Raw genomic sequence first — 12,417 nt, forward strand, 5'->3', positions numbered from 1 at the left:
CATGCTGTATTTCGCTGCGCCGCTTGCTGCCCCCCTGCGCGGGTTGATCCACCGGGCGCTCGCGTTCGCCGTGCTGGCCGTGGCCGCGCTGGCTCCGCTCGCGGCCGGCGCCAACGAACTGTTGGTGCTGAGCTATCACGACGTGCGCGACGAAGTGGCGCGCAAAGGCGATCCCGATGCTTACGCCGTCAGCACGCAGAACTTCGCCGCCCACCTGGACTGGTTGTCCGGCCACGGCTACCACCCGGTCGCACTGAGCGAGGTCATCGCCGCCTCGCGCGGCGGCAAGCCGCTGCCGCCCAAGGCGGTGCTGCTGACCTTCGACGACGGCCTGCGCAGCATCTACACCCACGTCTTTCCGCTGCTGCGCGCCTACAACTACCCGGCGCTGATGGCGGTGGTCACCTCCTGGGTGGACCTGCCGCGCGATCAGAAAGTCGATTACGGCCCGCGCATGTTCACCCACGACGACTTCGTCACCTGGGAGCAATTGCGCGAGATGCAGGCCTCGGGCCTGATCGAAGTGGCCTCGCACAGCCATGCCCTGCACCGCGGCGTGACCTCCAACCCGCAGGGCAACAGCATGCCCGCGGCGATCACCCGCGCCTGGGACGAAAAGACTCAACGCTACGAAACCGAAACCGAATACCTGGCGCGGATCCGCAAGGACCTGGGCGACAGCGCCGCCGAGATCAAGCGCGAACTCGGCGTCGGCCCGAAGTCGGTGATCTGGCCGTACGCGGCCTACAACAGCCAGACCAACGCGATCGCCGACGAACTCGGCATGGCGGTCACCTTCGACCTGGAAGGCCGCCATCAGAAGATCGGCGCCGACCTGCACGGGCTGGCGCGCCTGCTGGTGTTCAACAACCCCACCGTCAACGACCTGGCCTACGAACTGCGCCACGACGAAGCACTCGACGGCCTGCGCGCCCTGCAAGTCGACCTGGATTACGTCTACGACGCCGACCCGGCGCAGCAGGCGCGCAACCTCGACAAGCTGATCGAACGGGTCAAGCAAGTCGGCCCGAGCCACGTGTTCCTGCAGGCCTTCGCCGACCCCGACGGCAACGGCTCGGCCGATGCGCTGTACTTCCCGAACCGGCATCTGCCGATGCGCGCCGACCTGTACAACCGCGTTGCCTGGCAGCTCAAGACCCGCGCGAACGTCAAGGTGTTCGCCTGGCTGCCGGTGCTCGGCTTCGAGCTGCCCGATGCGGCCTTGAACCAGCGCCTGAAGATCCAGGCCAGCAACCCGCAGGAAACTTTCCGCCTCAACCCGTTCGAGCCGCAGACCCGGCGCATCGTCGCCGACATTTACGAAGACCTCGCGGTGAGCGGCTACACCGAAGGCCTGCTGTTCCACGACGACGCGCTGCTGCGCGACGACGAGTTGCGCGGCCAGGCGCCGGCCGACCCGGCCGCGCGCACCCAGGCGCTGATCGAGTTCACCCGCGAACTGGCCCGCGCCGCCGGCAAATGGCGTCCCAAGCTGATCACCGTGCGCAACCTGTTCGCCGCGCCGGTGCTGGAGCCGCGCAGCGAAGCCTGGTTCGCGCAGAACCTGGCCGCCTTCAACCAGGCCTACGACTACACCGCGGTGATGGCCATGCCGTGGATGGAAAAGAGCCGCGATCCGCAGGCGTGGATGGACCAACTGCTGGCCGACGTGAAACGTTCGCCGCGCGGCCTGTCGCACACGATCTTCGAGTTGCAGACCGTCGACTGGCGCAACCAGCGGCCGATCCCGGCCGCGCGCCTGAAGGCGATGGCCCACCGCTTGCAGGCCGGCGGCGCACGCCACCTGGCCTGGTACCCCGACAACTTCATCGACGACCAACCCTCGACCCGGGACGCACGCGAAATCATGTCCGCGCGCGGCTTCCCCTACATCGAGCGCTGAGCGCCGCCCCGACCGCCAATCGCCGCCTATCGACATCCGGCCAGCCTGTACGCGCTGCCATCGAGCCCATCATGAGCCAGGTCACTAATCCGCTGCTCACCGCGCTGTTCCAGTTCGCGTTCTTTTATCCGATCGTGATGTCGTTCTTCTGGATCTCCGGCGGGCTGTACTACTACTTCCGCCGCGAGCGGAAGGCGCGCGTGCGCACCGATCCGCCGCCGCTGGAGAACGCGCCGTTCGCCTCGATCCTGATCCCCTGTCACAACGAAGGCGACCACGTCCACGAAACCATCGCCGCGGCCCTGGCCCAGCGCTACCCGCAGTTCGAAGTGATCGCGATCAACGACGGCAGCCGCGACGACACCGGCGACAAGCTCAACCGCCTCGCCGCCGCGCACCCGCAACTGCGCGTGGTGCACCTGGACCGCAACCTGGGCAAGGCCAACGCCATGCGCATGGGCGCCCTGGCGGCGCGTTCGGACTACCTGGTCTGCATCGACGGCGACGCCCTGCTCGACGAATACGCGATGCACTGGATGATCTGGCACCTGTGCTCGGGCGCGCGCGTCGGCGCGGTCACCGGCAACCCGCGCATCCGCAATCGCTCGACCCTGCTCGGCCGCCTGCAGGTGGGCGAGTTCTCTTCGATCATCGGCATGATCAAGCGCGCCCAGCGCGTCTACGGCCGCATCTTCACCGTCTCGGGCGTGATCTGCGCCTTCCGGCGCAGCGCCCTGCACCGAATCGGCTACTGGTCCGACAGCATGGTCACCGAAGACATCGACATCAGCTGGCGCCTGCAGATGGACCACTGGGACATCCGCTACGAACCCAATGCGATGTGCTTCATCCTCATGCCCGAGACCCTCGGCGGCCTGTGGAAGCAGCGCTTGCGCTGGGCCCAGGGCGGCGTGGAAGTGTTGATCCGGCACGGCCGCGACCTGCTCTCGTGGCGCCGCCGGCGGATGTGGGCGGTGCTCGGCGAGTACGTGTTGAGCCTGGCCTGGGCCCACATCATGGCCCTCATCATCGGCCTGTGGGCGCTGGGCCTGGTCGTCGATCTGCCCGAGCAATTGCGCGTGACCACCCTGCTGCCGTCGTGGCACGGCGTCATCCTCGCCCTGATCTGCCTGCTGCAGTTCGCCGCCAGCATCGTCATCGACCGCCAGTACGAAACCGGGGTCGGGCGCAATTACTACTGGATGATCTGGTACCCGATGGCGTACTGGCTGCTCAGCTTCACCACCACCGTCGCCGCGCTGCCCAAGGCCTTGTCGAAACGCCGCGGCACCCGCGCCACCTGGGTCAGCCCGGACCGGGGGATTCGATGAACACCCAACTCTCTCCGGCGGCGCCGAAACACGCCGACCACCAACGCACCTCGCGCAAGCGGGCCGCGCACAAGCACGACTCGCGCCTGATCCAGAAACCCGGTGCGCAGGATGCCTGGCCGCGCACCTTGTGGGGCGTGGTCACCGGCGCGTTCTGGCTGGCCTATCTGTATCTGTGGATACCGGTGGCGACCCTGGTGATGTGGCTGCTCGGTATCCGCCGCACCGCCTCCGAACTGTATCTGCGCGAGCACGGCGTCGACCCGTTCCTGATGCTGGTGCTGCCGGCGACAGCGGCGGTCGTGGTGGCGATGCTGCTGATCTGGGCCGAATACAACCGCTGGCGTTTCGCCACGGCCAAAGGCGAACGCCGCGGTACGCAACCGACCGTCGGCCTGGACGAAGTCGCCAACCACCTTGGCGCCAGCGCCGAAGTCGCGCAGGCGCTCAACCAAGGCCGCATCAGCGTCCTGCACATGGACCCGAACCACGCGGTGCCGTTGTCACTGACCGCGGTGACCCCACCCGCGATCAGCCAGCCGTTCCCACCGGTGGCGCCGATGCCGCGCTTCGCCCGCGACATGGCGCCGCAAGGCTCGTGGATACTGATGATCGCGCTGGCGATCTCGGTCGCGATCGTGGTCGGCGTGTTGGCCGTGGTCTCATTCGGCTATCGGCAGATCCAGAGCGTGGCGCCGAAACGCACCATCGAAGGCACTCCGGGATTGGACCGCCCGGCCTACCTGCCCGAAGAGCCCGAGCCTGCGCTCGACCCGGTCGCGATCGGCAAACGCACCGCAGCCGGCATCGAATCGGCGGTGCGCGATGCGCGTCAACTGCAAGCTGCCGAGGCGATGCGCCCCACCCCCGCGCGCCCGCGCGGCAACACCGGCGCCCTGGCGCCCAACGCCAAACCGCGCCCCTTGCCCGGCCGCAGCCCGAAACCGCCTTACCCCATCGACGCACTGCGCCGCGGCGAAGGCGGCCTGGTGACCTTGCGCGTGCAAGTCTCCGCCGATGGGCGCCCACTCAAGGTCGACGTCAGCAAACGCAGCAGCAACCGCGAACTCGACCGCGCCGCCGTCCGCACCGTGCGCACCTGGCGCTTCGCCCCCGCGGTGCGCAAAGGCAAAGCAGTGGCCGCCGTGGTGATCGTGCCGGTGGAGTTCAAGCCGGATCGCTGAGCGGCCTCTTCTTCCGCTTGCGGAAGGCTGGGCCTTCCCTTCTCCCGCTAGCCGAAAGCGGGCCCGTTCCCTTCTCCCGCAAGCGGGAGAAGGTGCCCGAAGGGCGCATGAGGGCGCACGAGCGCCGACACGTTACCCGTCACCGAGCCGGGCCAACACCGCCTCAGTGCAAACTTCCCGACGCCGTCGCCCCGCCGCCGCCTTCCCCTGCGTCCGCCCAAACACAAGCCGCCATCACCGGGTCTAACCGCCGCGCCAACGCCTGAAACACCTCCCGCAACAACCGGTGATTCTGCCCCGCGGGATAACCGATCTCGACCAACACCTCAGGCTGCAGAGTCCGCACGATCCCGTGCAACTCCTGCTGAAAAGCGGAAAGCGCTTCGAACGCATCAACGGACATGACCACCCCTTCCAGCGGGGGCGTGAACTCGGGCTTGCGGGGCATACGCGGCACTCCTGTCCTTAGGCTAGGAACCCGCACGGCACATTGCGCAGCCGGCGGGATGTCGGGAGGTTCGAAACCGCACATAGTCGGCGGGCGTATTCCCCTTGCGGGTGTTGTATTAGCCGCCCTCCCGACGCAAAAGCACGCGTCGGCACACCTAAACATCAGGCATGAAAAACCCACCAAATGACGGAGGTGGGCACCGCTATGTGTGTTGGAGTTTCGACGCTCCTAATCGCGACTTTGCATAGTTCGCCAACGGCTGTCAATTAGACATGTCCGAATCCAATGCCAAACCACGTATCCCTATATCGAGAATATTCTGGCCGGTTAACTGGCGGCGCCGTTGTCGGCTTTCGACCCGAAGCGGACGTTGCCTCAGTCCGACTAAATAGCTGAATATCAATGGTGGTAGGTCCGCTTTGCTTTCCGATACGTAAATAAGGATGAGCTCCACCAGGCAAAATCTTGATCTTGATCACTGGCGTCAACGCAGATACAGAGGATGTCCACATGCCATCTCCTTCCGCATTGCGGGTACTGACCCAGCCGGCGCACGGGCCCTGACCTCGATGGCTCTCAAATGGCAAGGAACGTTGCAACTGCCCCCGCTTCCGGAGCGCAAAGTTACAGTCGGTGGCAACGTGGTCTATCAGGCCCCCTTCGCTGGGGCCACCTGTCAGGCGGCCGTACACGACGCGGATGTGCCGGGACACGATCTGGTGCTTACCGACCTGCGCGCGCCGTTCGACCGGTTGTACTTGCGTCGCAAAAGCGCCCGACGACGGGCCCCCGAAGCGGGCGTGCTGCGCTCTGACGAGCCAACCGACGCCAGCGCTTGGCCGGATGCAGTCGACCACCTATCGTGGGACAAGGGGGCCTTAGACGACTGGGCAAGTACGCCTGAAGCGGTCGTCCGCAGCTGGCAGGGCCAGTTCGCTTTTCGCGCGCAACAGAGCGATCCCCCTGCGCGTGGGCTGCGATCGCCGCAGCTTGGCGCGCTGCATGCGATCGCCGGCCATTTCGCGGTGGGCAAGGAGTTCGAACCGGCGACTGTTGTGCTGCCGACGGGCGCGGGCAAGACCGAAACCATGTTGGCGGTGCAGGTGTATCGCCAAGTCACCCGAAGCCTGGTGTTGGTCCCCAGCGAAGTCCTGAGGGTCCAGATCGGCCGCAAGTTCCTAAGCTTGGGCGTGCTACAGCAGGCGGAGGTCGTACCTTGGGAGGTCGCGTGTCCGCGCGTGGCCTTGCTGCGCAAGGGCATCGCCACCGCAGAGGAAGCTCGTGCCTTGGCTGCCGAGTCCAACGTCATCGTGGCGCTGCCCAATTCGCTGGCTGCCTGCACGCCGGAGGCTGCGGACGCCCTGTCCGAGGCGTGCACCGACCTGATCGTGGACGAAGCGCACCACGTCAGCGCCAAGAGCTGGGATACGGTCCGGCAGCGCTTTTCCAGCAAGCGCGTTTTGCAGTTCACCGCCACACCCTTTCGCCAGGACGGTAAGCGCGTTGGGGGGAAAATAATCTTCAACTACAAGCTCGGCGACGCCCAGGACGACGGCTTGTATTCCCCCATCAACCTGCGCACCGTGGAGGAGTATGGTGATCAGACCGCACGTGATCGGGCAATTGCCGACGCCGCGATCGCGGCATTGCGCGACGACCTCGCTCAGGGACGCGACCATCGGCTCCTGGCGCGCGCCCATACTCGCCAACGCGCCGAAGCCCTGGGAGTGCTGTACCGGCAGTTGGCGCCGGAGCTCAATCCCGTCGTGGTCTATTCCGGTCCTGGCCGTCGGCAGGCCAACGCCGAGGCGCTGGCTGCCCTACGCGCGGGAGGCCCCGCCGGCACGCGGGTCATCGTGTGCGTGGACATGTTGGGCGAGGGGTTCGACTACGCGAACCTGAAAGTCGCGGCCTTGCACGACGTGCACAAGTCGCTGGCGATCACGCTGCAGTTCATTGGACGCTTCACCCGAACCGACGCCGGCCAGCCGCTGGGCGAGGCGACGGCGGTCGCGAACATCGCCGACCAGGAATTGGAGACCAAACTGGCCCGGTTGTACGCCGAAGGCGCCGACTGGGATCGCATCATCCGACGGCTGAGCGAAGAGCGCATCGCCACCGAAGTGCGATTGCAGCAAGTGGTTCAGGGCCTGCGCGAGGAAGGTGACCTGGCCGCGCGGCTTTCGCTCTGGAACTTGCGCCCAGCGTTCTCCACTCAGTTCTATCGCACCCAATGCGCCACCTGGGCACCGACGGAATACAAGGCGGCGTTGCCGCCTCGGGCCAAGAGTTGGTATGCCTTCAACGAGGACGAGGGCGTGCTCGTGGCCGTTGTCTGCCGGGACGCGGAGGTCAACTGGGGCAACTACCAGGATGTCCAGGACACGGTGTATGACTTGTTGGTGATGCGATGGGATCAGGCACAAGGAGTGCTTTGCGTCTACGCAAGCGACTACACCGCCCTGCGTGCCGAGCAGGTCGCGGTGGCGGTGACCGACGATCGCACCACGCTTGTGACCGGTGACCCGATCTTTCGCATCCTCAACAACGTGGAGTTGCCGCTCGCCAAGAGCCTGGGCTCCTCGCGCGCAGGCGCAATCAGCTTCACCTCATATTTTGGCCCTAACGTCACCGACGGCCTGGCAGATATCGAAAAGGCCGAGGCCGAGCTCAACAATATCGCCTGCCTCGGTTATGAGGAGGGCGAGCGGGTCATCTGGGGCGGCACCAAGCGCCGCGGCAAGATTTGGCAGGTGCGGCACGGACCGGTGTCCGAGTGGATGGCTTGGACGGCGCGCGCCTGGAGCAAGGTAGCGCATGGAGGCGCCGAGGAAGCTAATATCGTCCGCGGCTTTCTACGCCCGACGAAGATGGCAGGTGCCTACGCTTCGCCGCCAATTGCCGTGCAGTGGGGCGAGCAGGCGCAGGTCCAATCTTTTGAACGCCAGACGTTGCTGTTCGATAACTTAGAAGTTCCGTTAGCCTTGGTCGGCCTCGATATCGCTGAGTTTTCGGACGACGGCGCCATCGTCATCCGGTTCTCAACCGACGGCGCGGCGTCTGAGTACCGGCAAACAATCTCCCCGGAGCTCCAAAATGGCTACGTACACGCCTGGGTCAGTGGACCCAGACTGCAGTTCAAGCGAGGCCGAGCGGCGGCTGTCGATCTGGAAGACTTGCTAGTTCGCGACCCACTCGTGGTGCGCTATGCCGATGGCTCTTACTCGTACAACTGCTACCACATCGCCACGCAGATCAATGCAGGCGTTTTTGATCGCGACCGGTTGGAAGGCTGGGACTGGACTGGCATCCCGCTCAATCGAGAGTCGATGCACCGGGAACGTCACCGGGACACGATTCAATACCGCGTCTATGAACGTCTCCAAGCCGAGTTTGACGTCGTAATTAACGATGACGGCCACGGCGAAGCCGCGGACTTGGTTTGCTTCAAGGATGTGGACGAAGGATCGGTAAAGTTGTGCCTAGTTCACTGCAAGGGCGCTCACCGTGGCGTGGTCTCGCAGGACATTCGAAACTTTTACACGGTCTGCGGCCAAGCCCAGAAGAACATCACGGCTCGGCACAAGGGCATCGGGCAGTTGTACTTGGATCTAAAGCGACGCCACGAAACGTGGGCCAGGGAAGGGGCTTCGCGCTTTCTCAAGGGCGACGTGGGCCTGCTGTCGGCCTTGAAGGAAAAGTCGCGGCGCGCGCAACTTCTGTTCGAAATTGTGCTCGTGCAGCCGGGCGCGTCGGTGCAAACGATCACGGATGACTGCCTGCGCTTACTGGCCACCACCGAACTGTTCCTTCGCAAGACCACCGAGGCACAATTTCGCGTGATTCTCTCGCCCTAGCTTGGCAGCTGAGTCCGCGCCGTGAGCCGGCGCGTTTGGCTTTCGTTGGATGTTTTGGCCTGGGTTAAGGCCAACCCGCGCGAGCTCAATATGGCCACCTATTGGCACTTGATGCGTTGACATCGATTAGACGAGCACCGTCAAACGTCCGCTTATGGCCGCTCCTCGACCTTTCCAGGCCGAGGAGCAGCACTACAAATCAGACATCCGTCTGCTCGGCGATCTCCAAGGCGTCATCTACTTCGATCCCGAGGTACCGCACAGTGCTCTCCAGCTTTGTGTGACCTAGGAGTAGCTGGACAGCTCTGAGATTCCGAGTGCGCCGGTAGATGAGCGACGCCTTGGTCCTGCGCATCGTGTGCGTCCCATAGGATCCTGTCTCCAACCCGGCATCTTCGCCCCATCGATGGACGATCCTGGCGTACTGCCTCGTCGACAGGTGAGGCGAGCCGGTGACCCGGCTGGTGAAGAGGAAGTCCGAGGGATTCAGGTCGGCTTTCTGGACCCAAGCCTGGACTGCTTCACGGGTCATCGCTGTGATCTCGAACTGGACCGGCCGCCCGGTTTTCTGCTGCATCACCATGGCCCGGGAGGCCATGAGTCCGCTATGGGACACGTCAGAAACCCGGAGTCTGACGAGATCGCAGGCACGGAGTTTGGAATCGATCGCCAGGTTGAACAGCGCCAAGTCACGGACCTTGTTGCGTAGCTGCAGCCGGACCCGGATCGCCCAGATGTCCTTGAGCTTGAGGGGAGCCTTCTGGCCGATTAGCTTTCCCTTGTTCCAGGGCTCACGGGGTTGTGATGTGTAAAGGCTTGCCATGACCATCTCCTATTGGAAGGGGATGGGATGGTTCTCTCACGGGTGCCAGACGGGCGTGATGCGACCCATGGCGGACATTCGAATTCATCATCGACGTTGCAGCTGATTCAATAGCTGCTGTGCCCGCGGATTCACCGCTGCAAAGCTTGCGTTCTTCGCAAACTCCTCAAAATTGTCCTCAAGGAACTGGCAGGCAGCCCGGTCATCCACTTGCCAAGACGCCGCCATGCGAGCGAGTTCGTCCTGGGCGGCGCGATCGATACTCGATCTGTTTCGTTCCAATGTTGCAGTAGCGCTGGGGAACGCCAAGGCAATATCGTAAGAGTCCTTGTTCAACTCCGCGAACCTTGTTGCGAGCTTGCCTATTGGAGCACCTACGGCAGAACAAGCCTTTGGCAGTGATTCCGCGTACTTTGTGTGGAAGCCGAGGAAAATAATGGCCGCGCCTTCGTGCTTGTCGGATGTGCTTCCCAAGAGTTCCGAGGCAATTTCCCGTGCCCTTGCATTGCCCGCGTTCGAGGCGGCGATGGCGTCATCGGGGTGCGCACTTCTAGCTTCGCGCAAGCTCTCCTCCACGGACTGGGCCTGCTGCCTGCCACACGCCGCAGCCAACAACACCAGACTCAAGACTACGACCGTTCCTTGCCGCATAAGCCCCCTCCACTTGTCTTGAAAAGAATAACCGAGGAGGACCACCATCCCGCGCCGTGCCGGTGTCCGCTCCTGGCCGATAGCGGACGTCTATCGGCCATGCCTGAGGCGTTGTAATGCACCGCCGAACTCGGTCCTCTGCCAATACTCGGCGCTGCCGGTTTTAACTGCTCAGCGGAATTTTCAGGTAGCTGCCGCCATTCCACCACACCTGCGCCGCCTCGCCCGCATCCGCGATGCTCTCACCTGCCACCGCTTTGCCGCTGCCGTGGTGATCTCCTGCTGCGGATTATGCAGCACGCTCACCACTGCCACCAATCAGCTGCCGGGCTGCACCTGCTTACTGGTGGCGCGGCCAGCTTCCAAGTGCAGAACGGTGCGGCGGTCGGGCTGCAGCAGTTGCCTGTGGCTGAGGTCGTCAACGTAGCTGGCGCGCGATTGGTAGCGTCAGATTTCGAAGTAGCCTGGTCGGGTAGTTGCTCGTAGAGCGAAATGTTGAAGTCAAAGTTGCGCTTGTCGGTTTCGACCTCCAAGCGGCCGGAGATCAGGCCGCTGAATTCCCCGGCTTCGGCGATGGATTAGCTGACAAAGAAGACGCCTTCGGCGGCGTCTAGTTCGCGGTCGACGATGCCGCCACCGAGCACGATGCGATACCCATAGTTGCGGCAGCGCAGTTGAGCGCCACTCAACGCAGGTGCGCGCTGAGATACTAGTCATATCCTGGCGTCATCGGCGCCACTTTTGCTTGACCCGTGACGGGTGCTCTTCCAGGATTAGCCGCGAGTGCACCGGCAGTTCAGACGCTAACCCGCGGCATACATGGAGACGTAAATGCCGAAGCTCGACTCTCATCTCTTAGCGGCGAAACTAGCGTCACTAGTCTGCGTGTTCGCTATCTGTGCGTGTGCCGCCAAAACCGCGGGCCCTACTTCAGCTCAAGGCAAAGCCGCCATCAACGACTCGCTTAGCGCGCAACAACTCCATGACAGAATCCGGGCCTGGATTCTGAGCGTGAACGACGCCCGAGACCTATCCGAGCGGAATATCGAGAAGCGCACCGGCCTTGATCTCGGGCCTGACTCGGAGCAGCCAAACGGTTTCCGCGGCGTCGGGGCTCTGCCCGAAGGGTGGCGCTACTCGTTATCGTCAGTAAAGACTGTGCCCGGACCGAGCCCTCACTCCGTTCTGTTCAGTATGGGGCGTATCAGCGACAGCTACGCCGATATGACGCCTGTGTGTGTCGAGTTGGAGCATTACCGGTCCGCCCTCATCGCCGCCGGATTCAAACCGTCGCAGCGCCCGCAGCGGCTGGGCACGGAATACAGGTTCTTCCGTACTAAAAAGGTCTCTGTACGCGTCGAAACCCACGGGAAGACAAAGCGCTACGACGAGCAACGATGTGTTTCTAGATTGTTCGTCTCTGCCGCGCCCCCTCCAGGATGATCAAGCATGGCAATACTTCAGGAAGAATTGGAAGCAAGGCAAAAGCTCGACGCCTTGACCCTTGACGGCCACTCTTCCAGGATCAGGCCACGAGTGCGCCGGACGCTAACCGCGGCACACATGGAGACGTAAATGCCCAAGCTCGATTCTCACCTCCTGGCAACGAGACTGGCCCCGCTGGTCTGCGTGCTCGCTGCCTGTGCGTGCGCCACCACGACCGCGGGCCCCACTTCGGTTCAGGAGAAGGCCGCCATGACGGAATCGGCATCGTCCGCCATCAACGACTCCCTTAGCGCACAACAGCTCCACGACAGGCTCCTGGCCTGGATCTTGAGTGTGAACGACGCCCGTGACTTATCCGGGCCGAACATCGAGAAGCGCATTGGTCTCGACCTGGGGCTTGCCCCCGAGACTCCCAACAATTTCCACGCTGTCGGAACACTGTCTGAAGGTTGGCGGTACTCGCTGTCTTCGGTTAAAACCACGCCCGGACAGGAACCCCATGCCGTCCTGCTCAACATGAGGCGCACCGGCGACGGCTACGCCGATATGACTCGCGTATGCGTTGGTCTGGAGCACTACCAATCCCCCCTCATTGCCGCAGGATTCGAAGCGTCTGAGCGCCCTCGGCGGGGAGGCACGGAATACAGGATCTTCAGAACGAAGAAGGTCCATGTGCGTATTGAGCTCCACGGGAAGACAACACCTCTCGACGAGAAGCTGTGTGTTTCCAGAGTATTCGTCGCGGCTGTGGCCCCTCAAGGATGATCGGAA

9 protein-coding genes are annotated in these 12,417 nt (G+C 63.6%); 6 read left to right on the forward strand and 3 right to left on the reverse strand.

Annotated elements, in window-relative coordinates; all coding sequences use genetic code 11:
- Position 1: 1 nt before the first annotated feature.
- The 3 genes from pgaB to pgaD all read left to right on the forward strand — a co-directional run bounded on the left by pgaB (position 2) and on the right by pgaD (position 4,418).
- Positions 2-1,903 carry a poly-beta-1,6-N-acetyl-D-glucosamine N-deacetylase PgaB gene (gene pgaB, locus ACKN61_RS15365; RefSeq protein ID WP_408950265.1) on the forward strand — a complete coding sequence of 634 codons (1,902 nt, stop codon included), beginning with the start codon at positions 2-4 and terminating at the stop codon, positions 1,901-1,903.
- Positions 1,904-1,974: 71 nt separating this feature from the next.
- Complete coding sequence (pgaC, locus tag ACKN61_RS15370) at positions 1,975-3,234, forward strand: poly-beta-1,6-N-acetyl-D-glucosamine synthase (protein ID WP_408950266.1); 1,260 nt, start codon at positions 1,975-1,977, stop codon at positions 3,232-3,234.
- The gene (gene pgaD / locus ACKN61_RS15375) at positions 3,231-4,418 is read left to right on the forward strand and encodes a poly-beta-1,6-N-acetyl-D-glucosamine biosynthesis protein PgaD (RefSeq protein ID WP_408950267.1); all 1,188 of its coding nucleotides are present in this window, start codon (positions 3,231-3,233) and stop codon (positions 4,416-4,418) included. The genes pgaC and pgaD overlap by 4 nt, the downstream gene beginning before the upstream one ends.
- 163 nt (positions 4,419-4,581) lie before the next feature.
- On the opposite strand, the gene ACKN61_RS15380 is transcribed toward pgaD, so the two are convergent.
- Entirely contained in the window at positions 4,582-4,866 is a 285-nt protein-coding gene (locus tag ACKN61_RS15380) for a hypothetical protein (RefSeq protein ID WP_408950268.1), read from the reverse strand.
- A gap of 572 nt (positions 4,867-5,438) precedes the next feature.
- Between ACKN61_RS15380 and ACKN61_RS15385 the strand changes: the two genes are divergently transcribed.
- Positions 5,439-8,726 (forward strand): DEAD/DEAH box helicase, encoded by a 3,288-nt coding sequence (locus ACKN61_RS15385; protein ID WP_408950269.1) that lies wholly within the window; start codon positions 5,439-5,441, stop codon positions 8,724-8,726.
- Between the two features lie 199 nt (positions 8,727-8,925).
- Here ACKN61_RS15385 and ACKN61_RS15390 read toward each other — a convergent pair whose 3' ends face one another.
- A complete protein-coding gene (locus ACKN61_RS15390; protein ID WP_408950270.1) occupies positions 8,926-9,549 on the reverse strand; it encodes a tyrosine-type recombinase/integrase in 624 nt (207 codons plus the stop codon).
- A gap of 87 nt (positions 9,550-9,636) precedes the next feature.
- Positions 9,637-10,176, reverse strand: coding sequence for a hypothetical protein (locus ACKN61_RS15395; protein WP_408950271.1), 540 nt, complete (start codon positions 10,174-10,176; stop codon positions 9,637-9,639).
- Between the two features lie 855 nt (positions 10,177-11,031).
- On the opposite strand from ACKN61_RS15395, the gene ACKN61_RS15400 reads away from it, so the two are divergent.
- Complete coding sequence (locus ACKN61_RS15400; RefSeq protein WP_408950272.1) at positions 11,032-11,643, forward strand: hypothetical protein; 612 nt, start codon at positions 11,032-11,034, stop codon at positions 11,641-11,643.
- A gap of 132 nt (positions 11,644-11,775) precedes the next feature.
- Complete coding sequence (locus ACKN61_RS15405) at positions 11,776-12,411, forward strand: hypothetical protein (RefSeq protein ID WP_408950273.1); 636 nt, start codon at positions 11,776-11,778, stop codon at positions 12,409-12,411.
- Positions 12,412-12,417 lie beyond the last annotated feature (6 nt).

Source organism: Lysobacter sp. Hz25, assembly GCF_046097045.1.
Lineage (GTDB): Bacteria > Pseudomonadota > Gammaproteobacteria > Xanthomonadales > Xanthomonadaceae > Lysobacter > Lysobacter antibioticus_B.